Here is a 26303-nt window from a genome sequence, read left to right as displayed (position 1 = left end):
CACATAGCGAAGTGAATAATACAGGCTCTAACATCCGGACGTTGACAGTGCAAGAAACAGTTAAAAAAACACTCAAAATAGGGACCCGCGGCAGTCAACTGGCACTTGCACAGGCGCATGAAGTAAAATCGCTTCTGATTAACGCACATAATCAACTGAATGATACCGATATCGAAATTATTGTAATGTCCACCCGCGGTGACCGTGTTCAGGACCGCAATTTAAGTGAAATTGGCGGCAAAGGTTTATTCACTGAAGAAATTGAACAGGCTTTATATAAAGGTGAAATTGATGTTGCTGTTCATTCTCTAAAGGATATGCCAACCATATTGCCTGAAGGCCTTGAACTTGTCTGTTATCTTGAGCGGGAAGATGTGAGAGATGCCTTTATTTCGTCAAAAGCACATTCTTTAATGGAACTTGCGCCTGGCGCTGTGGTCGGGACTTCATCCTTAAGGCGTAAAGCGCAAGCCTTGGTTTTAAGGCCTGATCTTAAAATTATCAATTTCAGGGGCAATGTCCAGACAAGGCTTGAAAAGCTGGATCAGAATGTCGCTGATGCGACATTTCTTGCTATGGCAGGATTAAACCGTCTTGGCATAAACGATTCACGCGTTAATGCCATCGACCCATCGGTTATTCTGCCTGCCGTTGCTCAAGGGGCCATCGCCATTGAAATTGCCAGCCAAAATGACAAAATGAGAGAGCTGCTTAAACCGCTTAATCATAAAGAAACCGAACTTTGTGTCAGAGCAGAACGCGCTATGCTATATATATTGGACGGATCATGTCGTACACCCATTGCCGGGCTCGCCACCATTGACGGTGAGATCATGACCCTTAAGGGTCGTGTTCTTTCAGAAGATGGCAGAACGGATCGCAGTGACAAGATCAGCGGTGATAAGAATGATCCGGAAAAACTTGGTGAGACATTGGGACTGCGGCTTAAATGAACCTGTTGCTGACAAGACCAATTAATGAAAGTAATGAGCTTGCTGAGCAACTTCGCAGACAAAATATCACTGTTTATATTGATCCTTTGATGACTGTTAAATATCTTCCTGTCGAACCGGACAACTTTTTCAAGTATCAGGCCATTATTTTAACCAGTGGAAATGCTGTAAAGACAATCGACTATATCAATATAGAAAAAAACTTTCCCATATATACTGTAGGCAATAAGACAGCAAATCTTGTCAAAATGACTGGTCAATCAAATGTTATAAGCGCAGATGGGGACGAAAAAACATTATCTGACCTGATAATTAATAATCTGGATCCTGAAAACGGTCCTTTATTATATCTTTGCGGCGTTCACAGAACAGGAAAGTTGTCTGAGACTCTTATAAATAAGGGGTTTCAGGTAACTTCCCTGGAAGTATACAGAATGGATGCGGCATCAGACCTGAGCGATAATAGCAAAAATCTGCTTAATTCTGGTTCCATAGATTTTATCCCCTTTTATTCGGCAAGAAGCGCCATTATATTTAAAAGACTGATCCGCAACGCCGGTCTGGGTAATACACTTGCATCAATTACTGCTCTATGCCTAAGCCCGGCTATAAGAAAAGAGCTGGAGTCTTTAAGCTGGAAGGAAATTATGACTGCCAAAAAGCCAACTCAGAGTGATTTGTTCAAGCTTATAAAAATAGACCTTTAAGGAAATGTGCAAATGTCAGACGAAAAAAAAGTCGCCCCGGACAAACCTGATACTTTAAATGATCCTAAAAATGATCAAAAAAAAGAGGCAGGATTTAAAACTACTTCGACTGTAAGTAAGCCCACCGCGGCCAAACCTGATCCTGCCAAAACCAAGTCAAAACAGACGAATTGGTCATTACGCATTCTTGGGGTGGTTCTTATTTTTATATTTGGCGCTATAACGAGCATTTATTATATGCCCGCCTTAAAACAAAGACTGCCGTTTATTGCCCGCTGGGTTGGAGAAAATGGAAATGGTGATCTCTCTTTAATTCAGCAGCGTCTGAATGAACAACAGATCGAAATTGAAGCTCTTAAAACAAGAGCCAATGAACTTGAGACCAATTTAAGCCAACTTCCGAAATCTGATGTCGTATCAACAGAAGGGCTGACCGCCGATCTGGAGGCGAGAATATCCACACTAGAGCAAAAAATTAATTCTCTGCCGACACTATCAGAAAATATGGCTGTTCCGGTACAGGATACGTCGCAATCAGCACGGATTGATATGTTATTAAGTAGGATGAGCCAACTTGAAGCGTCATTTGTGCCTTTAAGTCAGAATATGGTTGATGCGGCCCGCGCCGAAAAAGAACGTCAGTCACTATTACAGCAAAATAAAAGCATGGAAGAGAAAATTACCGATCTTGAGAAACGCCTTCTGGCAGTTGAACAGATTGCCGCCAAAGATAATTCCGGTTTATTGCTTAATCTGAAAATTGCCGACTTAAAACGCCGGATTATTACCGGGGAAGCTTTTGTCACAGAACTTGATGCACTTCGCGAACTTGCCGCCAAAAACAATCTGATGTCAGATTCGTCATTTAAACAGTCTTTTGATATTCTGGTAAAAAATGCCCCTGAAGGCATTAAAACGCCTGAACAGTTAAGACTGTCATTTAATAATCTAATTCCTGAAATTTTAAACACTGGCGGGATCGATGAACAGGCATCATGGTGGCAAAATACCCTTGGTCGCATTAAAAACCTGATCACAGTAAGGAAAACAGACGGCACATCCTATGATGAAAAAGGATTGGATGTGACGATTAACGAAGCCGAAAACTGGCTGGCCGGTTCCAGCGTTAGAAAAGCACTGGAAGCAGTGGACAAATTGCCTTCCGAAAGCCAGATCATTCTCGAGCTCTGGAAGCAGGATGCCCAAAACTGGATTGCCGCTGTTGAGGCCGTAGATATGCTGGCGACAAAAGCGGAAGACGCCTATCTGAAAAATGAATCCGTGTCAAATCCGTCTGCTAATTCCGGGAGCATCCTATGATCCGGCTAACATTTTATAGCATTCTTGCCGTGATCATCGCTTTGGCAGCTGCCTGGATTTCAGCAAGTCCGGGTCAAGTACTTATTACCTGGCAAGGATGGGAAATTCGTTTTTCCGTCGCTGTTATGGTTTTTTTACTGGTTTTATATACAATTTTCTTTTGGTTTCTTGTCTGGTTCATTAAGAAACTTAACATTGTCGCCTATTTTACTGACCCCAGAAGACTGCACGCAAAAAGAAAAAAAGGAGACAATGATCTTGATCAGGCCTGGTCAGCTTTTGCCCTTGAGGATTATAAAGAAGCCTTAAAATTGGGGCTTCGTGCGAAATCAAAACTTGGCGAAACAGGGGGCGTCTTAAGGCTGCTTGCCAGTACGACGATAAAATTAAATAGCGGTGAAAACCCCTATCTAGAAGCGCTCAGAAAGATTCCGTCCAGCGTTGCCTGGGTTGAGAAACAGGAACTTGACAGCCTGATCGAACAAAAAGCGTGGGACAAATTAGGACCCCTGATCAAGGATTTACTGACACATTATCCTAAAAATAAAAATCTTCTAAAGCTAAATTTTCTGGTGACAGCCCGACTGGGAAACTGGCAATCCGCTAAAGTTGCCCTCAATTCAGCGATAGAACAAAAAAATGTTTTTAATCAGGAAGAGCAAAAACATTATCAGGCCGTCATTGATTACTGCCTGTCACTTGAAGAAAAGGCAGCCGGAAACAAAGTGGAAAGTATCAATTTATTAAAAGCATCCTTAAAATATGATCCCGCATTTTCCCCGGCAGCCACATCGGCAGCCAGATCATTTATAGAACGAGACGATAAAAGATCCGCGGAGAAAGTCCTCAATACCATCTGGAAAGTTGCGCCGACCTGGGAAATAGCAGAATTGATCGCTGATCTTTACCCGGCGGAGTCAAGCAATGAAGCATTTCGCAGAGTAAAAAAATTGACGGACGGTGCCCCAGAATTTGTTGAAAGCCAGCATTTATTGGCGCAAGTCGCTATATCTGCAAAACAATGGCCGGATGCCCGAAAGGCTCTTGAGAAAGTGATAAATTCAAGTAAAGCGAGCCAGAAAACCTTTATGCTTATGGCGCAGCTGGAACAAAAACAAAAAAATGACCAAAAAGCTGCTGATGTCTGGAAAGAAAAATCAGACCGTGCCAATCAGGATAATCATTGGAGCTGCACGTCCTGCCAGAAGAAAACAGCCCATTATCTGCCGGTTTGTCCATCTTGCAATGAATTTGATACTATCAAATGGCAACGAAATTAGTTTTTCTGGCAGAAGAAGTGGCCAGAATATATCGTCTCAGTCATAGAAAATAATTTCATCCTTGCTGGAAATACAGTCAGGATTAGGACATTCCGGTGTTCCATGTCGAGAACAGACCGATGATAAACTGGAATCGCAAAAACCACAAAGGGCTTTCACCTGTGGCAGGATTACAGCATCTTTTCTAATTTCAAACCCTTTTTGCTTAAATTTCTTCAAGGTTCTGGAAAATGTTTCAGGTTTCATATCAAGATAGGAAGCAATCAGGGATTTGTCATAGGGCAGTTCAACCATATCCGGCACGCGACCCTGCTCAAGGAGCAGTTTTAAAAGAAACCATCCAACGCGCTCCGTGGCTGATTTTAACCGAATACTTTCAAGTCCCTGCATCAACATCTGCGAATGAACCGACATTGCCGTTAAAACATTGACTGCAAAATCATTATTTGAATTAATAATATCGCGTATGTTTACAGCAGAAAGCATCAGGATACGCGCTTCTTTGGCCACCTGAGCGTTGACCGGGAAAGGCGCATTTAAAAACACAGCACTTTCCGCAACCATATCACCACTGGTCAGCATTTGAACGATGGTTTCCTCGCCGCTTGAGTTTCCTTTATAAAGTTTTACCCAGCCTTCGAGAATTATATAAAGTTTGTCAGACACATCCCCTTCAAGGAAGAGAAGCTTTCCTTTTTTATAAATACCTAGAGATGCGTTTCTGAAAATGTCGGCTTTAATTTTTTCAGAAAGCCCTTTAAACAAGGGTAATGTATTGATGAACTCCTGCTGCTTCTTTGTAAAGCCATTCAGGCCTGCCGACTGTCTGGTGTCTTCTTTATCATTAGCCGTTAATGATGCTCTATGCAGGGATTTATCTTTACCTTCCAGAGTTTCAATCAGCTGTAATGACAGCTTTCCCATCCGATCAGTATTTTTTAAAGATATTTCAAACCAATTTCCTGCAGAAATGTCATCAAAATTACCCTCAAAATTAACGGTCATATATTGATCAAAAATAAGTTTCTGATCTTCTCTTGCTAAAGCAACAAAATTTTCTCTATACGCTTTCTGCTGAGTTAACAATTCTTCGTATTTCTCATTTATATCTGCTTTGCCAACCTTTTTGGAAGACAGACCCATTACACCATGATCAAATCCACGACACATTTTTTCGCTAAAATTAATAAAACTGGAGAATGCACTCACACGATCGGAATCATTTTGTGGATCATTTAGCGCAACTTCAATAATAAGGTCGATTATAGGCTCAATTATTTTATGACCATAATTTGATAAGTTATCTGAAACACTTATTTTTTTTGTTAAAACAAGATCTCTCCTGGAAGTCAGGTTTTTCACTTCCGGCATTATTGAAGAAAGTTTTTGCTGCGTACGATTATTCAATTTTCCCTTTTCACTCAAATTTTGGATTTTTGCTGCCAATTCATCGGTAATATGATTACTTTCGATAAATTGTTGCCTGATATCTCTATCGTTGTCTTTCAAGCTGCTGCATAAATAAAAAACGACGAAACTGCGTTCTTTCTGCATTTCGAGCAATAGTCGACATAATGGCAACAATATTTGTTTCATTTAAGTACCTTTTTGCGGCAAATGCCGTAGCTTTTAACTATTTGATTTCCTCAAATTTCTCTGCAACTTTATTAAACTCACTTAAACTTCCGCTTTTAATATTGAAATACCAGCCATGCAGATGCAGGTTTCCTTTTCCGACCGCATCTTTGACCCATGGAAATTCTGCCAGATTTTTAAGTGATATTAATATAGCCTTCTTTTCACAGCAGGAGACCTTTTCCTCTTTGCTCAAAGTCTTTTCTTCCTGTTCCGTAAATTCACTGGCATTTTTTACAATTTTCATCCAAGGGCGGATGAAGCTATATCCTTCAGTGCTGTCTGAAATTGCCTTATCCATCAGGGCGCCAATACCACCACATCCACTGTGTCCCATGACGATAATATGTTTAACTTTAAGATGATTTACAGCAAACTCAATTGCCGCACTGGTGCCGTGATACGTGCTGTCATCGCCATCGCCTTCAAATGGCGGGACAACATTGGCAACGTTACGAACCATGAAAAGTTCACCCAGTTCGCTTCTTGTCAGGATCGCCGGATGAACCCTGCTGTCACTGCAGGCAATCATCATGACTTTTGGGTCCTGTCTTACCCCTGCGACCTTTAGCCATTCTCTGTTTTCTTCACCTAGATAGTTGGCTTTAAATTCCCGGTATCCAGAAATTAACCTGTCATATGCTTCCATATTTTTTTCTTTTACCCTTTTAATTCGTTTACATTAAACCATATTGTTATAATTGAATATTGATTTGTGTCAAAAACAAACCTAGAGAATATGGTATATAAGCAGACATAAAAAACTGAATTGGAGAATTAAATGCCGGCACCAGAAAATAGTGAAGACTTCCCCCTTAAGGAAGCCCGCGAACTGGTCGCTCATTTAATGGTCCGTAATCCTTATATCTATTGGGCGGATTTGCTTCTTAATCTGGTGCTTGGCTGGGGCGGGTTCTATCTGGTGGTTGTTACACCCGCATTTACAGTCATGAACATAGTAGCCTTCATCGTATCATCGTTTTCTTTGTACCGGGTTGCTATTTTTATTCATGAAATTGTTCATATGAAAAAGGGCACCTTCCGCAGCTTTATATTCTTCTGGAATTTGGTAGCGGGACTTCCTCTGCTCATTCCGTCCTTCACATATTATGGCGTTCATAATGATCACCATCGGCGAGATACATATGGCACGACTGAAGATGGTGAATATTTACCTTTCGGTGCTGAAGAAAGCTGGAAAATCATTGCTTATGTTTTTCTTTCCTTGATATTGCCGCTTTTATTTCTGATACGCTTTCTGATCCTGACCCCACTTTCATGGATTATTCCATCACTGGGCAAATATGCATGGGAGCGGGCTTCTTCACTTACCATTGATTTAAGTTACCGCCGTCCGCTGCCAACACGGCTTGACGGAAAATACTGGCGGTTTCAGGAAATTGGCGCCTGCCTTTATGCATGGACAGCCGTAATCCTGATATATCTGGGTGTTCTTCCCTTAAAATTTGCCATTGTATGGTATCTGGTTACGCTGGTTATTTTTACAATGAACAGCCTTCGGACACTGGGGGCCCATGCCTATCGCAACCCGGGTGACGTAAAAATGACCGTGGCTGACCAGTTTCTGGACAGCGTTGATGTCACTGGCGGACTTCTTTCACCTTTATGGGCGCCGGTGGGACTGCGCTTTCATGCGACCCATCATCTTTTCCCACAAATGCCCTATCACGCGCTTGGAGAAGCACATTATCTTCTGGTTGAGAAGCTCTCTGATAACAAACTTTATCTCTGTTCGACCAGAAGATCGCTGTGGCATGCGCTTAAAACTCTCTGGCAGGATTCCAAGATAAGCCAGCAAGGAAAGAAAATATAATCACACTAATATTAATGTGACGTATTATGGATTTTTACGCCGGCTACTTTGTTAAGGAAATAAAGCCCGACAGCAAGCAGTATTAGTCCAGGAATAAAGACCAGATTATTTTCGGTGAACCCGGCTGTAATGAAACAGATGACACAGACTGAGCCGTTAAAAAGCTCGTATGGCAGTTGCGTTCTAACATGATCGAACTGGCTGCACCCGGCCCCGGACGCTGATAAAATGGTCGTGTCAGAAATGGGGGAGCAATGATCACCAAACATACCGCCGGAAAGCACCGCCCCGATTGAAACATGCATTGGCGCACCAAGCGCATCGGCAACGGCAATGATGAGCGGCATCATAATGGCAAATGTTCCCCAGGATGAACCGGTGGCAAACGACATGGCAGCTCCAAATAAAAAAGCAATAACAGGCACCAAAAATGGCGCAAAATTACCCTGAGCAAGCGAGATAATAAATTGTGCCGTCCCCAGATTCTTACCGACTGAACTCAATGACCATGCCAGAACCAGAATGATAAGCACGCTGGTCATTCTGTTAATTCCACTGAAATAAATCACCATGCTTTCTTTAAAGCTATTGACGCCATAGATCATGAGCAGTGCGATTAAAGTAACAGATGCGAAAAAATAAGCACTGGAAAGAGCCCCCCTGAAAGCAAGCGACGGCACAGGATTTAGCGGAAATCCAAGCGGAGCAAGTAGGAAAAATAAAACCCCCAGCATAACAAACAACGGTAGCCAGACAAAAATAGCCTTGGCATTTGGATGGTTCATATTGTCCGATATTTCCAAACCACTATCATCTTCCAGAACCACACTTTCCTGTGCTTTTTGTTCTGCACGAGCCATTGGCCCAAATTCATATCCGGAAAAAGCAACAAGCGGTACCATTGTAATGGCAAATATTGAATAAAACTGAAACGGAATGGCGGCAACAAATGCATCATAACTTGATTCCGTCCGTCCGATTTCGAGAAACTGGGTTTCAATTAGCCCCATTGAATATACCCCCCAGCCGATAAATGGCACAAGAACCGCCACCGGAGATGCTGTTGTATCAACGATCCACGCCAGCTTTACCCTTGAAATTTTCAGTTTGTCCGTGATGGGCCGGAAAATTGGCCCAACAATCAGTGGCGTTCCAAGATCAGAGAAAAAAATCATAATCCCGGTCAGCCAGGCGGCAATCTGTGCTTTAAACCGACTGGTGATAATATGAGTCATTTTGGTCGCAAAGGCTACGGCTCCGCCAGATTTTTCCATCAGCGAGACAAGGCCACCGATAAAGCACATCAAAACCAGAATGCCCGCCTGCGCCGGTGAAATCATTTGCGGCACAAAATAATCCGATACCATCAGACTGATTGTCATGATCGGGTTAAACCCGTAAATGATAACAACGCCCGAAAATACACCGCAAAACAGGCCGATGATGACATTTTGTGTCCTAACGGCTATGCCAAGTGTTAAAATTATCGGAATAATGGAAATAAATCCGTATTCAGTCCCTTCCAACCCTTCCCTCCTGCGTTTTTTTGCTTATAGTAACGCAATAGAATTTTTAGGAAACAATAAAGTTATGCAATAAATGCATTACAATTCGACACGGGAGTATTTTTCATGATCAGATTAACCAGACTGGCCGCTCTTTTCGGGCTGCTTATCATTGCGGCCTGTTCACAAAGTGAGCAGAACACCGAAAATAATCAGGCTTCAGGACCGGATTATAATTTAACGTACGATTTATATATTAGCGGCGGCTCAATTGTTGACGGCTCCGGCGAGCCGTCCTATGCAGGGGATCTGTTGGTAAAAGGTGATAAAATTGCTTATGTCGGTACGGTTGATGCTTCAAAAGTAAAGGCCGTTGATACAATTAATGCCGCAGGAAAAGTTGTCTCGCCTGGTTTTATAGACGCCCATTCACACGGAAACCCGCTGAGTGAAGACAATGATTATCTTCGCAGTTTCCTACGTCAGGGTATTACCACTGTTATCCTTGGACAGGACGGCAGCAATCCCGGTGGCAGCAACGGTATGTCCATAAGCCAGTGGATCAGCGAGGTTGACGCTCATGGCACCGCCCCTAATATCGCAACACTTATTGGACATGGGTCCATTAGAACACTTTCCGGTGGTGGTGAGAAAGATAAAGTGACGCCGGAAGAGCAGCAAAAAATGGAACAACTGCTGATAGACGGCATGGCAGAAGGCGCTTACGGCATGAGCACCGGACTTGAATATGTACCAGGACGATATGCTGACACCGAAGAAATGGCGGGATTGGCAAAAGCGGTCGGCGCACATGACGGCTTAATTTCAAGTCATATGCGCAGTGAAGATGACGATCTTGTCGCCGCCTCAATTGACGAGCTTCTTGCGCAGGGCAGATATGCCCGCGTCAATGCCACACATATTAAAGTTGTTTACGGCAAAACCCGCGAACAGGGCGATGCTGTCTTAAAACAAATCCGTGATGCACGGGCCGCCGGCATTCATGTGACTGCTGATGTCTATCCTTATCTCGCCAGCTTTGGCGATATGAGCTACCTTTATCCGGAATGGGCAAAGCGGGAAAGCGAATTTAATGATGCCGCAATAAACCGCCGTGAAGAATTCAGAGAATTTTTAAGGGCAAAAATCAAACGCCGTAACGGTCCGGGTGCCATTCTGATTTCAAATGGTGAGTATGCCGGTAAAACACTTGAAGAAATTTGTGCCATTACCGGAAAATCACCGGAAGATCAGATTATAGATTTTGGCCATAACGGACCCGCCACCGCCCACTTCATTATGAGCAAAGAAACCCAGGATGCCTTTATCACAGCCCCTGATGTATCCATTTCGACCGATGGCAGCCCAACCATGCGCCATCCGCGTTCATTCGGCTCTTTCCCGAAAGTGATTGAGGAATATGTGGTGCGCGATAAAATGATGCCGATTGAGCTAGCTGTCAATAAAATGACCGGTCAGACTGCCAATATTTTTGATATCCAGACAAGAGGACTTTTAAAAGAGGGCTATGGCGCTGACATTCTTGTTATGGATCTTGATAATTTAAGGGCCAACACCACCTGGACCGATATTTATGCCGAACCAACCGGGTTTGATTATATTATTGTCAATGGCAAGGTTACGGATCCATCAGTTAAAGCAGATAAGCCAACTTTCGGTCGCGTGCTGCTGAAAACAAAAGGTGACTAGTGCGATGATAAAAAAGCTTCTTGTCACTATTGCCGTCAGTTTCTCATTAAATGCTTCAGCCGCTGATAATAAATCAGTGTCTGAGGCATGGTCCAATGTCAGTGACATCATGAAAAAGGACTTTGTAAGCTCTCAAACCATAGGTGGCAGCTTATATTATGTACGGGACGGTAAAACTTATGGCGCGCTAAATCTTGGCTATGCCGATCTGGCAACCAAGAGAGCCGTTGACGAAAATACCATCTTTCACTGGGCCTCCATCACCAAGACATTCACGGATATTGCCCTGATGCAATTGGTGGAAGAAGGTAAGGTTAAGCTTTCTGACCCGATTACCAAATATCTGCCTGAGCTTAAAAAAGTTCATAATCCATACGGATCGATGGATGATATTACCCTGGATATGCTGGTCAGTCATACTTCCGGCTTCAGGGACGGGTCCTGGCCCTGGGCCGGTGGCGAGAAATGGATGCCGTTTGAGCCAACCGACTGGGAACAGATTGTTGCCATGCTGCCCTATATGAAAATTAATTTTAAACCGGGGTCAAAATTTCAATATTCAAACCCTGCCCTTATATTTATTGGTAAAGTGATTGAACAGATCACCGGCGAAGATATAGAAATATATATCAATAAAAATATCCTGATGCCGCTAGAAATGCGCAGCAGTTATTTTGATATAACCCCCAGACACCTGCTGAAATATCGTTCCAACAATTATTTTGTGGTTGATGGGGTGGTTGATGAACAGGGCCTTGATTTTGATACCGGCATTACCGCTGCCAATGGTGGCCTTAATGCGCCAATGAAGGATATGGTAAAATATCTGAACTTTCTGCTCGGCACCGGTGACATGCAGCTTTATGAAGGGATATTAAAACGAAAAACACTGGAAAGTCTGTGGCAGCCGGTCGCACCGATAGAGGATAATGAAAGTTGGCTTGAGCAGATAAGCCATGGATTTTTCCTTTATGATCATAAGGATAGTGGTGCCCATTATATTGGACATACCGGAAGTCAGGCCGCCTATTATTCGTTTTTCTATTTAAACCCAAAAACCAATTCAGCGGTTATCATGGTGACCAACAGTCGTCCAAGGGACAGTGAGCGAAAATATATTTATTCCATGAGAAAATTTATTTTCGATAATCTTCTCTATAAATAATTAAAAATTTGACGTCATGGCTTCAGTTTTTATTCAGCCGCCAGTCTTTATAGGCATCCTGTAATTGAAATAGCCAGTAAGCTGTTTGTGCCACAATCGGTCCAAACGGCTTACCCGCATAATCAAGCCCGAATGGTTCAAACAGTTTATAGCGCTCATCACCATTGGCAATGGCGTCCGAGACAACTTCGCCACCCGCAATTGTAGAGGTCATACCCGAGCCGCCAAATCCCTGAACATACCAAAAACCGGGTTCAAGTTGGCCGATCTGCGGCATTTTATGAACCGGGTACCCCATAAGGCCACCCCAGGCCACATCTGCTTTTATTCCTTTGAGCTGCGGGTAAACCACTAATAAATCTTTCATCATGATTTGCTTCAGTTTTTCACCCACCGGGTTAAACATGGAAACCCGTCCTCCCCAGAACAGACTTCCATTGGGGAGCCTTCGGTAATAATTGGATGAAAAACGGTTATCGCTTAATCCATATAACCCTTCCACCGCAGAATTAAGACGGTCCCCTAGAGGTTCGGTCAACAATACATATGTTGCCACCGGCAGAGTTGCCCGGAATAGTTTTCTGTTCAAATTGCCAATATAAGCGCTGCAGCACAGAACAATCTGATCAGCAACCACTGATCCTTTCTCGGTTATTACTTTCCAGCCGCTTCCCAGACGCGTAATTTTTATTGCCGGGGATTTTTCATAAATGCGGGCGCCTCCCTCTTCGGCCTGTGCCGCAGAATGGCAGGTATAATTTAAGGAATGAACCTGTATGCCGCTCATCTTCATGAGCCCGTCATAATATCTTTTTGAATGATAAAGGGATCTTATCTTTTCCCGGGACCAGAATGGATAATCGAGATCCATTACGTCCTTGATAAGATCTATTCTATCCTCAACCGCCTGCCTCTCATCAAACCATGAAACCTCAAGAAGACCTTCTGTTTCACCCATTAAATCATGCCGATCACCAATACGTTTTTTAAGAAGGGTAAGGCCGTTATTGGTAAGCTTGTAAAGTTCTCTGGCATGACTTTTCCCGACTTTATCCACTAGTTTTTTAATATCCAGTGCATATCCAGAGCTGCAAAAGCTACCGTTTCGTCCAGACGCACCCCATGCAATCCTGTTTGCTTCAATCAGCACCGGTTTGATACCGCGGTCCACAAGCCCATGTGCTGTCGCCACCCCGGCCATCCCGCCACCAAGAATACAAACCGGTGTTGATATTTCATCGGTCAGTTCGGGGAATGCCTTTTTGACATTAAGGGTCCGTGAATAATAACTGTCTATATATTCGCCTTTTTCCCCTGCCCGGTCATATGGTGCTGACATTTATCTGCTTCTCTCTGAACAATTCATATAGATCTTAGTAACCCTAAATGAACTCAGGGAAATAAGGTATAATTTCGTTACTTACAATCAATATTTTGTTAAAAAGACAACTATAGCTCTTTATAGATAACACCGTCCTTCATCACCATTCTTAAACGGCTGATGGCGTTCAGATCCTCAAGCGGATTACCATCCACAGCGATAAGATCCGCCAGAAACCCGGACTTTACCTGACCCAAACTATCCTTCATATTCATCAGTTCTGCATCAACAATGGTCGCCGCCTGTAATGTTTTTAAAATACTCAACCCATATTCATGCATCAGTTTAAGTTCGCGTAAGTTGTCTCCGTGCGTATAGGGGCCGACATCACTGCCGTTACAAATGGTAACACCCGCTTCCATGGCTGACGTCATGGCGGCATGTTTGCGTTTTACGCCAACGGGCATTTCATCAATGCCTTTTTTCCAGCCGGAATATTGGGCATTGGCTTCGGTAACGGCAAGTGTCGGGCAAAAAATAACATTATTTTTTTTCATAAGTTTAAATGTATCAAGGGTCCCCGCGTCACCATGTTCAATGGATTGAACCCCGGCCAGAATGGCTCTTCTCATCCCCTCATCCGTTGCGGAATGGGCAACAACCCGACGACCGCTGCTTGCGGCCGTTTCAACAACCATTTTAAATTCATCGAGACTGAAAGTTGGCCGGGCTACCCCATTTGGCCCCCATCGATAGTCGGCATAGATTTTGACAACATCTGCGCCCTTTCCAATCTGATCCCTTACAACGCGGATCAAATCCTGTCCGTCAGCGGCTTCCGCACCGAGCGTTATTGTGTGCTCAAGATCCAGACCCTTCGGCCCATAGCTTCCCGTTGCGACAATGGCCCGACCGGCAACAATAAGACGCGGGCCTATGATCACCCCTTTTTCCAGTGCTTTTTTAATTCCGACGTCAGCATATCCCGCCCCTTCGGTCCCAAGATCCCTAAGGGACGTGAATCCGGCATCAAGTGTTGCTTTCATATGACCAACCGCGCGCGCCACCCTTTCGGCACGACTTTCCCAAAGAACCTGATCATTCCAGCTGGTTTCATTATAAGGATGCAGCAGGATATGGCTGTGGGCATCGATCAGTCCCGGCATTAAGGTAAGTCCGGCAAGATCCAGGGTTTTAAGCTTTTCCATAGGAATTTGGTACGAACTCTGAATTTTTTCTTCCGTATCAATTGCCGCAATTTTATTATTTTCTATAAGTACAGCTTTTCCCTCAATCAGCCTGCCTGCTGCAACATCAAGAATTTTCGCATTTTTCAGTAAAATATAATTTTGCGCAAAAGTTGTCTGAGCCATTAGCAGGCTCAGAAATATCATAATCAGGGTTTTCACTCATTCTCTCCCATAAGAATTCTTGCTTTTATAATCAATCATCACCATACTTCAAAAAAACTCAAAACTACAAAGTAAATGTGAAGGGCGGAATATGGGTTGGTTGACAATTTTACCTCAAGTCGTGGCGATCAGTATAGTATTATGGCGAAAAGAGGTAATCATAGCCTTGCTTGCCGCCATTTTTACGTCCGAACTTCTGCTGATTATTGATGCTTCCGATGTCAATATAGCAATGGCACCAATTGCCACAATTGAGCGTATTGTTAATGTGTTTTCCAGCCCTGACAGCACCCGTGTCCTGATGTTTTCGCTGATTATCGGTTGCCTGATTGCCTATTTGCGTCATTCGGGTGGGGTGACCGCTATGGTAGATTTGTTAATCAATAAAGGCATAACCAAAACAAAACGCCAGGCCGGTATGATGTCATTTATTATCGGTATCGTGCTTTTTGTTGAAAGCAACCTGAGTGTGATTACGGCCGGAATCGTCTCGCGCGGCCTGTTTGACAAATTTGGTATGAGCCGGGAAAGGCTGGCCTATATTATTGACAGTACCAGCGCTCCGGTCTGTATGCTGATCCTGATGAATGGCTGGGGGGCGGTTGTCCTGGCCAATCTTAATGCAAACGGCCTTGAAAATCCGGAAACAACTTTGGTCGGGACAATATTTTATAATTTTTATGCCTGGATTGCGTTACTGATTGTCCTTTATACAATCCTTAGTGATAAGCTTGTCGGGCCAATGAAGGAAGCGGAAGAAAGAACCCAGCATGCTATCGAAGAGGATCCAACCCCTGAATTCCCGGCAAGTCGTGCCAGCTTTATGGTTGTCCCGCTCCTGACCCTAATCGGACTTATTTTTGCTTTTATGTATTGGAGCGGTGATGGCGTTATCCGTAACGGTGACGGATCCCAATCTATCCTCTATGCCACTATCCTCTCCTGCCTCGTCGCCTATGTGATGATGCTAAGCAGCGGCCGTTTTACCCATATAAGGCTTGTTGAAATCGGTTTTAAGGGAATGAATGAGCTTTTACAGCTGGTCACGATCGTATTGTTATCACTTGCACTTGGCTCCAGCCTTAAAGTGCTTGGCACCGGGGCTTTTGTTGCCGGAATTGCCGGTGAAAATCTGCCTCTGATAATGATTGTGCCGATGCTGTTTCTGGCGTCTTCGATTATGGCTTTTACCACCGGAACTTCCTGGGGTACATTTGCCCTTATGATTCCGCTTGGGGTTCCCCTGATCCATACACTGGGCCTGCCACCCGCTTTTGTGATTTCAGCAATCCTTGGCGGCGGTGTATTTGGCGATCATTGTTCCCCAATTTCTGATACGACTATGATTTCGTCTGTAGCGGCCGGGTGCACATTGCTTGATCATGTGAGGACCCAGTTGCCTTATGCCATGCTCGGCGGGGTTCTGACCTTTTTTGTCTATATCATTGTGGGTGTTTTTGTCATTTAATAATCAGGTTTTCTAAGTTCCTGACCTGCCATGATGTTGATCATCATATAAAGGCGGGCTTTGGCGCCATCAAGAATACCTGCCGGGACAAGTCCTCTGGCGATAAGATCAATTTCCGCCCCCGGATAGCCATAGCTTTTTTCAAAAACTGGTCCTTCCGCTGTTCTGCTGCAGAGGATAACTGGCATCTTGGCGATCATCCTGTCAAGAAGGAGAAGCCACTTCTCAGGAAGATGTCCGGCACCGAACGCTTCTATGACCAGGCCCTGATAGTTCTCGGACATATAATATTCAAGTATATCTCCCGGATCTCCCAAAGTTGCCTTTATCAGACCAACTTTAGGAACAGATTGATTATCCAGAATCTGAAATGACCGTCTTTTCTCTACAGGAGACGATAACAATACATTTCCTTCGCAAATCTGACCCACTTTACCACCATTTAAAGATTTAAAAGCACCCACATCACGGGTGTGGCATTTCTGAACAAACCTTGCTGCATGAATGTCATCATTCATGACAACAACCACTCCTGACTTGGCGAGCGGTTTACAGGTTGCCGCAATCACCGCCCCGAGAATATTTGCAGGACCATCAGCGCTGACCATATTCGCACTTCTCATCGCTCCCGTAAAAATCACGGGAATGTTAACATCAAGAATAAGATCAAGTGCGAAAGCCATTTCTTCCAATGTATCCGTTCCCTGAATGATGACGACCCCATCCGAGTTGTCTTTTTCAGCCAACTCTTCAATTATATCTTTTAATAAAAGGACATCCATCATCTCCAGATTGGCACTCGCAACCAGTTTGACGCTTTTGGGATTAATGGTGGCAATATTCTCAATTCCCGGAACGGCACTACAAAGCTCATCTGCCGAGATGGTAGGAACCACACCTTCATCAGAATTGCCCTTTTTATTTTTTGCAGGGGCCATGGAGATTGTGCCCCCAAGCAAAACGACTGAAATAGACAACATTTCATCCATTATAAATTCTCCTAATTTTTGCCCAATTAATATGAATATATTTATACCTTATTCGAGTCTTTTTAAAGTTGTCTATTAACTTCTGAAATCAGAAAAAATAATTTTCCTTTATAACAATGACTTAGAATAAATGTTGTTTTTTTAAATATTATATTAATATAGTTAATGTTAAAGTTGTCTGAGAATATTGATCGCTACTTTTTGATCAAATTCAATCGGTTAATGAATAAGGTTTAAGTGGTACGTTAAAAAATGAGCGCAGTAGAAGATTTAAGTCAAGAACGCCGCATTACATTCTGTTTGTATGAATATTGGGAAAAACTCGCTGGTGAATCCGGTCTGCCTGCCTTAAAGAATATGAACCGAAATGAAATTGCGCCTTTTAAGAAAAACCTGGTTCTTCTTGATCTGCGTAATGGTCAGGATAATCCAACTTTCCAGGTAATCGGACAGGACCTGATGGAAGACCTGGATGAGGACCTTACAAACAAACCGGTCAAAAGCGTTCCCCGCCGTACTATGCTCAGCCGCGTAACTGATCATTATATGGAAGTTCTGGCGAACCGTGTACCGATCGCTTTTGAGGCTGAGTTTGTAAATAAGGAAGGCGAAAAAGCCCTTTATCGAGGTATTCTTCTTCCCTTCAGTGATGATAATAAAAATATTAATTTTATTCTTGGTGGTGTTCGCTGGATTCTGGAAAAGGACGTTACTCTTGATGACACCAAGCCAACTATTGAAGAATTGATGCGTCAGATTGCGCAAGGCCGGGAAGATTATGAACCCGAATCCGAACAGGATTATGAAACTGCGGCCACCGCTGATGAAGAAACGGCTGAATTTGCAGAAGCAGAATTTAATGATGAATTCCTTGAAACTGATGTGACTGATGAGGTTTCAGAACAGGAAATCACTGCTGAAGATGAAATGTTTACAGTAGAAGAAATCACTGACGAAGTTGCATTATCTGATTTCGATGTGGATATTAATGCCGAAACAGAAACAGCAGAAAATGATGATGATATCCTTGCCCTAGATATTGAAGCTGAGGATGAAGACGAAAATTTTGCATCTACTGAGTCTGAGATTGTCACTGATGAACTTGATCTGGGTGATGATGATTTTAGTTCTGAAATAGCTGATGAAGAAGGCCCTGAAAAGGCAGCTCTTCTGACACCAGAATATGAGCACATAACGGAAAATGAAGATCTTCTTATTCGCGAAGAAAATGAAGAAGCTTTCCTGAGCTCCGAAGCAGACGCCGAAGCAGAAATAGACAATTCCCATATATTGGAAGCTGAGCCAACTTATGACGAAACCGAAGGTCTTTCCGGCAACACGGAAAGTGCCTATCAGTCCGCATCAACGGGTGGCCTTCGCCGTAAAGTGTTCCTTCCTATGGAAGAGCAAACAGAAATAAGTAAATCTGATTTGGATGAAGAAGATGAGATAATGTTGTCCGAGACAGATAATTTGGAAGAACTGGAAGAAGTAACGGAAAGTGGCCATCATGAAGATAATCTTTCCTCATTCAGCGCATTGGTTGATGCAATCCAAAACAGAGAAGATGACACCGAGACTGCAGAGAACGATTTAATAGAAGCTGAATTTAGTGAAAATGATATAGAACGGTGGGCTGGCGATATAGAAGACCAGCAAAATCCGGATCAATCGGAAACCTTGGATGCTGACAATTCAGCGTCCGAAGAACACCATTCGCCAAATGATAGTGCGATTTCAGAAGAAGAAAACGTGCTAACCACTGTAAGTGATGAAGAGATAATGGCAACTGAGGAAAGTGATCTTCAGCAAGACGACTTTGACGATGAAATAGATGATATTCTGGAACTGACCGAAATGGCAGAGGAAGACGTTCTATCAGACGATTCCGGAGAACCTTCATTTATAACTGATTTCGATGAAAATAAGGAAATCAAGGATTTCCTTGATGTAGAAGATTCTGCTTCATTTGAAGACGACTTTATAAATGAATTAACATCAGAACCACAAATTGATGAAAAACCAAAAACTTTAGAGAGTTTGTTGGCTGAGGACATTGCTGTCGAAGAATTCAAAATAGAAAACACAAATGATCTTAATAAAATTGAAGATACAGAAGATCATGAAATTGAGGCCGCTGTTGATATTGGATCAGATTTCGAAGTTTCTGAACCTGAAGAACTTATCAATGAAGAAAATATCACCGAGGACGTAACTGATCAAGCGGTAGAAGATTTGGTCCCTTCAAGCGAAGAAGAGCACCAGACGACAGTCGATGTCGAACAATCGGATAGTCGTGCTGACTATGAAAGTGCTGACGATGATGATCTTTCCATTGAAGAATTAATGCAAAGTATAATTGCCGAGCGCAAATTTGATCAGGCCTATATCCGTGAACAGGCTTTGCACGAAGAGCAGAAGCAAAATGAAGATCTGGCAAATGTCGTTCAGAATGAAGAGAACATCGCTTCAGCCGGGAGCCTTTCAGAGGAAATTGTGAGCGAGGATAGCTTTGATGCCGATAGTCACGAAGATGTACTGATCAGCACAACTGATCCTGAAGATGAAGTTTTATGTGAAGAAGTGGCAGATATTGATATTGCCACTGCAAATGAAACTATGCTTGAAGAAGTACCTTCCTATGATGAGATTGATACTCCGGCGCCTATTGAAGAAACGGACATTACTTTCAGTGCAGAAGTGACCCCAGACCAGTCACTCGAAATTCTTGATGCGGGCGAACAGGAGATATATGTCGAGTTTGATGATGCTTTAAAACATAGTATGCCGTCAGATTCTGATCTGAATTCGTTTGAAGTCAATGAAATCGCGACAGTCCAACCGTACAAAACAGGCTCCGCCAATTTGGCTTCCACCACTGCATCCGAGGAAATTGCCGATACCAAAGCTGAAAAGCCTAAAAGGCGAGGAAGCGTTATTGAGCGCGCGATGGAAAGGATGTCACCCAGAACGATTAGAGACAAAAGTGACAACGATGTCGCGGAACAGGTGCTGGGGAGAATTGAAGCACTTGAAAATATTGAACCTGCATCAATCGAAATTAAAGATCCAATAGACGCTTCACAAGAACATGAAGCAGAGCCGAAACTCGACGACTTTGTTGTAAGCTCTCATGAAATTGCATTCGAAGAATACCCTGAAACTGAAGATGACATTGGCAAAACCGAGACAGTCGATGAATTTTCCGCTTTGGTAGACCAAATTGATGAGCCTGTGGTGGACTTTATTGAACCTCCATCAGATGAATATGAAACCCTGTCAGCTGAATTCGAACCAACCCAGGAACAGGAGAAAGAAGATTTCGTTTCAGAGCAATCTGACGAATTAGAGACGAAGCCAGTAATTGAAGATCAAATAGACAGCATGGAGACAGCAAAGCCTGAAATCGAGTCGTCCGAGACGGAAGAAACTCAGGGGCAGACTTTGCCGCAATTAAGAGATACCCTTAAACAGGTTGTTGGGTATATCAAGAAAGAAGATGCCAATCACAATCGAAGCCGTGATTCTCTATATAACATTCTTACGGCAATTTATGAGTTTTACGATATCTGTGAAAAATCCAGCGATGCATTTGAAACAATTGTTAAAGAAAATGATTTAAAAATACAAGACCGCGCACCATACACACCTGTGTTAAAAATCTGCCTTGGCAAAGATTATGATAAAACACGCCTGACCGAATATGCGGCTGCACTGGGAATCGGACATTATATGAATGTGGATGTCAGCGAATTTCATGCATTTATTAAGAATTTCCCTGGTGGTATAAAGGGTTGCGTCAAAGAAATGCGAAATATCCGCAAACACGGCGCTTCCGGAAATATTACCGCGCGAAAAACCCGAACTGTTGAAGAAGCCCGTGAAATACTTCGCGATATGGCACCAATTGCCAGTTTTCGTCTGAAAAAGGTTATTGTTGGCAATAATGTGGATGAATTTTGTTTGCTTCTCGCCAAACGAGATGGGCACGATATTAATGTTCTTAAGGTACTTGATGATAAATATACGAAATTGGAACCTATATTGAAGCGGGCCGCTTTTATTAAAGGCAACCTAAATGACCGTAAATAAACCATTTCTTAAGTCAATTACATTTAATATAAAATCCAATATAAAAATAATTTCTCTATTTAAAGGAAAAAGCTGTGAGCAGTTGGTCCCAAAAAGAAGTTCGTCTCGACACCATCATTGACTATACAAAAGAAACAATGAAATCGCCACTGGGCAAAGAATTTCTTGATTTTGTAAGCGAATTTTACAAAAACGCCTCCCCTGAAGATTTAAGCCTGAGACTAAATGAACTGTACGCAATTGCGCTAAGCAACTGGAAATTTATTTCAGACTTTAACGAGGTTGGCTCAAAAATCAGAATTTTCAATCCCACCCTTGAAGAGCATGGCTGGACTTCGTCCCATACAATTATCCAGATACTGACGCGTGATATGCCATTCCTGATTGACAGTATTACATCCAACTTACTTGAAGACGGCAATACATTGCATATGCTTATCCATCCCGTGCTTGAAATCAGTCGGGATAAAGATGGTAAACTGGTTGAAAAAGGCGGCAAGAAGCGCGCTGAATCAGTCATGCATATTGAAATTACAGCCATGAGCAATCAACAGGAGCTTAAACAGCTTGAAGAAAAATTAAAACAGGTTACCGATTTCATCCATGCCGCCGTTGAAGACTGGAAGCCGATCCTTAAAAAGGTAGAAGAAACTTCTGAAAATTTAAATCTAGCCCCAAAGTCGGTTTCAAAAGAAGAAATAAAGGAATCACAAGCATTCCTAAAATGGCTGACCGAAAATAATTTTACCTTACTCGGCTATAGGGAATATGATCATAATAACAAAAAAACCCCAACTTCCGGAGAAGGCTTCGGAATCTTAAGAGATCCGAAAGTAAATGTTTTACGCGGACCTGAAGGACTTGTTGCAATTTCTCCTGAAATTACTGATTTTATGGACAGCGATCAAATTATGTATATTACCAAGGCCAATGTAAAATCTATGGTCCATAGGGTTGTCCATCTTGATTATATCGGCTTTAAGAAATTTGATAAGAAAGGCAAAGTGATCCGTGAAACGCGCTTTGTAGGGCTATTCACTTCCGACAGTTATAATCAACAGGCACAATATATTCCCTATCTTGAGCGCAAAGTCCGTTCTGTTGTCGAGCGGTCCGGCTTTGATTACAACAGCCATGACGGAAAAGCCCTTTTTCATATTCTGGAAACGCTACCACGTGATGAACTGTTCCAGATTGATGTAGAAACACTGTTCCAGACATCTATCGGTATTCTTCATTTAAATTTACGCCCGCAATGTCGTGCTTTTTTGCGTAAAGATAAATTTGAACGCTTTGTATCAGCACTCGTTTTTGTGCCACGTGATCTTTACAATTCTATCTTAAGAACAAAAATTGAAAAAATTCTCTGTGATTCATTCAACGGTGAATTATCATCCCGTTATGCCCAGCTCAGCAATGACCGCATTGCCCGCTGGCATTTTATTATCAGAACCAAACCCGGACAGGTTCCAAATCCAGATACTGATAATATAAACAGACGAATTTCTAAGGTCGCGCAGAGCTGGTCTGATTATTTTCATGAGGTTTTGGTTGACCGCTGGGGCGAGGAAAAAGCCACCCAGCTTTTCAGAAAGTATAATAAGTCATTTAATTCTGCCTATCAGGAAAATTTTGATCCACGCTTCGCTGTCATTGATGTTGATAAGCTTGAGCAATTGCCGCTGTGCAACAACATTGCTTTTAACTTTTATCGTGATCCTCAAGATGCCGAGAATGTTATCCGGCTAAAAATTTATACTAGTCAGAATACCATCGCCCTGAGCGACTGTCTTCCAATGCTTGAAAATTTAGGCCTTCGCGTTATTGAAGAATATGCTTTCGAAGTGGTCACCAGTAAAGGTGAAGATAAAATTGTCCATAGCATTCATGATTTCTATCTGGAAGACCCCGCCGGAAAAGCTTTTGATCTTGGTGAGCTTAAAGCGCGAATGGAAGATGCTCTGATAGCCATCTGGACAGGAAAAGTCGATAATGATGGCTTTAACAAACTGGTTTTCAGGGCCGGAATGACATATAAGCAGGCGCTGATATTAAGAATTTACAGTAAATATCTGCGCCAGCTTGGCAGTTCCTATAGTGAAACCTATATGCAGGATACTTTGACCCAGCATGTGGATATTTCAAAATTATTAACTGAGCTTTTCGAAATTAAATTCCGCCTTGATGTTGCAGACGATTATGACAGGCTTAATGAAGCCAAAGAGCAAATTACCAAAATCAAGTCTCTGCTTACGAATGTGGAAAGCCTTGATCAGGACCGGATGCTCAGAAATTATATGAATGTTATTTCCTGTTCTTTAAGAACAAACTTCTACCAGGCCGATGATGAAGGAAAAGGGAAGCCCTATATTTCCATCAAAATTAAAAGCCGTGATGTAGAGGAAGCCCCTAAACCGAGACCTTTTGCAGAAATCTTTGTATATTCCCCACGCTTTGAAGGTGTTCATTTAAGATCCGGGCCTGTCGCAAGGGGTGGATTACGCTGGTCTGATCGTCGGGAAGATTACCGTACTGAAATTCTGGGCCTCGTGAAAGCGCAGCAGGTTAAAAATACCGTTATCGTTCCTGTTGGCGCTAAAGGCGGGTTTGTACCAAAGCAGATGCCGATAAACCCAACTCGGGAAGAAACTCTGGAAGAAGGCATCGCCTGCTATAAATCATTTATATCCGGCCTTCTTGATATTACCGATAACCTCAAAGAAGGAAATGTCATTCCTCCACGGGATGTTGTCCGCGCTGATGGGGATGATCCATATCTGGTTGTTGCGGCCGATAAGGGAACTGCAACATTTTCAGATATAGCCAACGGTATTGCCCAGGATTACGGTTTCTGGCTCGATGATGCTTTTGCTTCCGGCGGTTCTGTCGGTTACGACCACAAAAAAATGGGTATTACCGCGCGCGGTGCCTGGGTCAGTGTTCAGCGCCATTTCCGCGAACAGGGCATTGACGTTCAAAAAGACAATATTACTGTTGCCGGCATTGGCGACATGTCAGGAGATGTGTTCGGTAATGGCCTTCTCTGTTCAGAAGCGGTAAAGCTGGTTGCTGCATTTGATCACAGAGACATATTCATTGATCCAGATCCAGATCCTGCAAAATCATATGCTGAAAGAAAGCGGATGTTCAATCTGCCTCGTTCAAGCTGGGAAGATTATAATAAAAAACTAATCTCTGCCGGCGGTGGTGTCTTCAGCCGTAAACTGAAATCTATTGATCTTACACCGCAAATTAAATCATTGCTCGGATTTGCCGAAGATGTCAATTCCGCTGCCCCGAATGAACTGATCCGGGCAATATTAAAGTCCCATGTCGATTTATTATGGTTCGGCGGCATCGGTACATATGTAAAATCCACCAATGAAAGTAACGCTGCCGTGGGCGACCGTGCCAATGATGCTATTCGCATTAATGGCAAGGATCTGAACTGTAAAGTAATTGGTGAAGGCGGAAATCTTGGTTGTACGCAGCTTGGCAGGATAGAGTTCTGTCTTAACGGCGGTATGATGAATACCGATGCGGTTGACAATTCCGCAGGTGTTGACTGCTCAGACAACGAGGTCAATATAAAAATCCTGCTGAACAGCATTGTTGCTGAAGGGAAAATGACCAAAAAGCAACGTGATGAGCTGCTTGAGGAAATGACCGACGATGTCGCTGAATTGGTGCTTCGTGACAATTACCTTCAAACACAGGCCATCAGTCTTGCCAAATATAGCAGTGTGCGCCAGCTCGATAGTTTCGAACGTTATCTGGATGAGCTTGAAAAATCAGCAAATCTTGACCGTGAACTGGAATTTCTTCCGAATGATGAAGAACTGGCAGAAAGAAATGAAAAATCATTGGGTCTTACACGTCCTGAAAATTCAGTCCTTATTGCTTATGCCAAAATGTCCTTATATGACAGCTTAATGGAAAGTAAATTTCTTGATGATCCGTATCTTGAAAAATTCCTGTGCAAATCATTCCCGAAAAGGCTGAGCAAAAAATATAAATCAGAAATGGGCAATCATCAGCTCAGACGGCAAATTATTGCTAAAGTGATCTGCAATGAAATTGTCAACCGTGGCGGCATTCAGGCGATTAAGGAAGAAACCGGTGCCAGCGGAGCGGAAATTGCCAGAGCCGCGATAATTACCAGTGAGGTGTTTGAGCTAGATACCCTATGGGATCAGATAGAAAAGCTGGACTATGTTGTGCCCGCGACAATTCAGATCCTGATGCTGATGGATGTGGAGGAATTCGCCCGCAGACAAACAATCTGGTTCCTGAATAATACGGACAGTAAACAACCAATCCAGAAAATTATTGATAATTATAAACCTGGTATTACTGAACTCTTTATGATGGACACTGTTTCTGAAACCGTTTCTGATGAAAGCTTTGCCAGCAAGCGTAATATGTATACGGAACAGAATGTTGATATTGCCCTTGCACAACATATTGCAAGCCTTGATATTAAAACAGCTGCCTGTGATCTGGTTCAGGTCGCAAAAGAGCTGGATGTTGATGTCACACAAATTGCTTCTGTTTACTTTATGTTTGGTGAAGAACTTGGCTTTGAATGGCTCAGAAGCCAAGCGGAAATGGTTGAGACTTCGGACCATTGGGATAGGTTAGCTGTTAACAGTATTCTTGGTGATCTACAGGATCAGCAGAAAATTCTAACCCGAAATGCCCTGCAGGGTTGCCGTGACGTTGATTGTATGAATGCTGCCAAAAAATGGCTGAGCGATAATCAATCATCTACAATCCGGGTTAAGAAACTGCTTCAGGATTTCCAAAATTCCGGCCTACTGAATGTTACAAAAATGGGCTTTGCTGCCCGTCAAATCCGTAATGTTGTAGTGGATTAGTTTATGTCTTTACTATACTCTTATTACAGGGTGGA

The 26303-nt window shown here is 42.9% G+C and carries 16 protein-coding genes; 10 read left to right on the top strand and 6 right to left on the bottom strand.

Translation table 11 applies throughout. The features are described 5' to 3' along the window. Nucleotides 1–47 precede the first annotated feature (47 nt). From hemC to R3D86_05930, 4 genes are read left to right on the top strand one after another with little or no spacing between them, the layout of a single operon-like run. Nucleotides 48–953 (top strand): hydroxymethylbilane synthase, encoded by a 906-nt coding sequence (gene hemC, locus R3D86_05945; protein ID MEZ5757742.1) that lies wholly within the window; start codon nt 48–50, stop codon nt 951–953. Further along, nucleotides 950–1660, top strand: coding sequence for a uroporphyrinogen-III synthase (locus tag R3D86_05940; GenBank protein ID MEZ5757741.1), 711 nt, complete (start codon nt 950–952; stop codon nt 1658–1660). Before hemC ends, R3D86_05940 begins: the two co-directional genes overlap by 4 nt. A gap of 12 nt (nt 1661–1672) precedes the next feature. After that, on the top strand, nt 1673–2980 hold the full coding sequence (locus tag R3D86_05935; GenBank protein ID MEZ5757740.1) for a hypothetical protein: 1308 nt from the start codon (nt 1673–1675) through the stop codon (nt 2978–2980). Next, the gene (locus R3D86_05930) at nt 2977–4260 is read left to right on the top strand and encodes a heme biosynthesis HemY N-terminal domain-containing protein (GenBank protein MEZ5757739.1); all 1284 of its coding nucleotides are present in this window, start codon (nt 2977–2979) and stop codon (nt 4258–4260) included. Before R3D86_05935 ends, R3D86_05930 begins: the two co-directional genes overlap by 4 nt. A 36-nt stretch (nt 4261–4296) precedes the next feature. On the opposite strand, the gene R3D86_05925 is transcribed toward R3D86_05930, so the two are convergent. Then, on the bottom strand, nt 4297–5856 hold the full coding sequence (locus tag R3D86_05925) for a cyclic nucleotide-binding domain-containing protein (GenBank protein ID MEZ5757738.1): 1560 nt from the start codon (nt 5854–5856) through the stop codon (nt 4297–4299). A 37-nt stretch (nt 5857–5893) separates the two neighbouring features. Beyond that, the gene (locus R3D86_05920) at nt 5894–6544 is read right to left on the bottom strand and encodes a carbonic anhydrase (protein ID MEZ5757737.1); all 651 of its coding nucleotides are present in this window, start codon (nt 6542–6544) and stop codon (nt 5894–5896) included. A 132-nt stretch (nt 6545–6676) separates the two neighbouring features. Here R3D86_05920 and R3D86_05915 point away from each other — a divergent pair, with 132 nt between their 5' ends. Continuing rightward, nucleotides 6677–7729: a fatty acid desaturase gene (locus R3D86_05915; protein ID MEZ5757736.1), complete on the top strand. Its 1053-nt coding sequence runs from the start codon at nt 6677–6679 to the stop codon at nt 7727–7729. 11 nt (nt 7730–7740) lie between these two features. Here R3D86_05915 and R3D86_05910 read toward each other — a convergent pair whose 3' ends face one another. Beyond that, a complete protein-coding gene (locus R3D86_05910; protein ID MEZ5757735.1) occupies nt 7741–9255 on the bottom strand; it encodes a Na+/H+ antiporter NhaC family protein in 1515 nt (504 codons plus the stop codon). A 105-nt stretch (nt 9256–9360) separates the two neighbouring features. Here R3D86_05910 and R3D86_05905 point away from each other — a divergent pair, with 105 nt between their 5' ends. Together R3D86_05905 and R3D86_05900 are read left to right on the top strand one after the other, a co-directional pair. Continuing rightward, nucleotides 9361–10944: an amidohydrolase family protein gene (locus tag R3D86_05905; GenBank protein ID MEZ5757734.1), complete on the top strand. Its 1584-nt coding sequence runs from the start codon at nt 9361–9363 to the stop codon at nt 10942–10944. 4 nt (nt 10945–10948) lie between these two features. Further along, nucleotides 10949–12109: a serine hydrolase domain-containing protein gene (locus R3D86_05900; GenBank protein MEZ5757733.1), complete on the top strand. Its 1161-nt coding sequence runs from the start codon at nt 10949–10951 to the stop codon at nt 12107–12109. A gap of 22 nt (nt 12110–12131) precedes the next feature. Here the strand turns inward: R3D86_05900 and R3D86_05895 are convergent, their stop codons facing one another. Then, nucleotides 12132–13448, bottom strand: a complete 1317-nt coding sequence (locus tag R3D86_05895; GenBank protein MEZ5757732.1) for an FAD-binding oxidoreductase — start codon at nt 13446–13448, stop codon at nt 12132–12134. Nucleotides 13449–13558: 110 nt separating this feature from the next. Beyond that, a complete protein-coding gene (locus R3D86_05890; protein ID MEZ5757731.1) occupies nt 13559–14839 on the bottom strand; it encodes an amidohydrolase family protein in 1281 nt (426 codons plus the stop codon). Between the two features lie 94 nt (nt 14840–14933). Between R3D86_05890 and R3D86_05885 the strand changes: the two genes are divergently transcribed. Further along, nucleotides 14934–16310 (top strand): Na+/H+ antiporter NhaC family protein, encoded by a 1377-nt coding sequence (locus R3D86_05885; GenBank protein ID MEZ5757730.1) that lies wholly within the window; start codon nt 14934–14936, stop codon nt 16308–16310. Here R3D86_05885 and R3D86_05880 read toward each other — a convergent pair. Beyond that, the gene (locus tag R3D86_05880) at nt 16307–17299 is read right to left on the bottom strand and encodes an asparaginase (protein ID MEZ5757729.1); all 993 of its coding nucleotides are present in this window, start codon (nt 17297–17299) and stop codon (nt 16307–16309) included. The genes R3D86_05885 and R3D86_05880 overlap by 4 nt on opposite strands. A 252-nt stretch (nt 17300–17551) precedes the next feature. Between R3D86_05880 and R3D86_05875 the strand changes: the two genes are divergently transcribed. Both R3D86_05875 and R3D86_05870 read left to right on the top strand, forming a co-directional pair. Continuing rightward, nucleotides 17552–21391: a hypothetical protein gene (locus R3D86_05875; GenBank protein MEZ5757728.1), complete on the top strand. Its 3840-nt coding sequence runs from the start codon at nt 17552–17554 to the stop codon at nt 21389–21391. Nucleotides 21392–21465: 74 nt separating this feature from the next. Continuing rightward, nucleotides 21466–26268 (top strand): NAD-glutamate dehydrogenase, encoded by a 4803-nt coding sequence (locus R3D86_05870; GenBank protein ID MEZ5757727.1) that lies wholly within the window; start codon nt 21466–21468, stop codon nt 26266–26268. The last annotated feature ends 35 nt before the right edge of the window (nt 26269–26303 follow it).

This window comes from Emcibacteraceae bacterium (assembly GCA_041396985.1).
Lineage (GTDB): Bacteria > Pseudomonadota > Alphaproteobacteria > Sphingomonadales > Emcibacteraceae > Pseudemcibacter.
Note: the sequence above shows the minus strand (reverse complement) of the source record. Positions and strands in the feature narration are given on the sequence as shown.

Bases quoted from the DNA above. Each gene is read 5' to 3' on its own strand.
- R3D86_05940 (MEZ5757741.1), top strand. From the start codon at position 950: ATGAACCTGTTGCTGACAAGACCAATTAATGAAAGTAATGAGCTTGCT.
- R3D86_05935 (MEZ5757740.1), top strand. From the start codon at position 1,673: ATGTCAGACGAAAAAAAAGTCGCCCCGGACAAACCTGATACTTTAAAT.
- R3D86_05930 (MEZ5757739.1), top strand. From the start codon at position 2,977: ATGATCCGGCTAACATTTTATAGCATTCTTGCCGTGATCATCGCTTTG.
- R3D86_05925 (MEZ5757738.1), bottom strand. From the start codon at position 5,856: ATGAAACAAATATTGTTGCCATTATGTCGACTATTGCTCGAAATGCAG.
- R3D86_05920 (MEZ5757737.1), bottom strand. From the start codon at position 6,544: ATGGAAGCATATGACAGGTTAATTTCTGGATACCGGGAATTTAAAGCC.
- R3D86_05915 (MEZ5757736.1), top strand. From the start codon at position 6,677: ATGCCGGCACCAGAAAATAGTGAAGACTTCCCCCTTAAGGAAGCCCGC.
- R3D86_05905 (MEZ5757734.1), top strand. From the start codon at position 9,361: ATGATCAGATTAACCAGACTGGCCGCTCTTTTCGGGCTGCTTATCATT.
- R3D86_05900 (MEZ5757733.1), top strand. From the start codon at position 10,949: ATGATAAAAAAGCTTCTTGTCACTATTGCCGTCAGTTTCTCATTAAAT.
- R3D86_05895 (MEZ5757732.1), bottom strand. From the start codon at position 13,448: ATGTCAGCACCATATGACCGGGCAGGGGAAAAAGGCGAATATATAGAC.
- R3D86_05885 (MEZ5757730.1), top strand. From the start codon at position 14,934: ATGGGTTGGTTGACAATTTTACCTCAAGTCGTGGCGATCAGTATAGTA.
- R3D86_05880 (MEZ5757729.1), bottom strand. From the start codon at position 17,299: ATGGATGAAATGTTGTCTATTTCAGTCGTTTTGCTTGGGGGCACAATC.
- R3D86_05875 (MEZ5757728.1), top strand. From the start codon at position 17,552: ATGAGCGCAGTAGAAGATTTAAGTCAAGAACGCCGCATTACATTCTGT.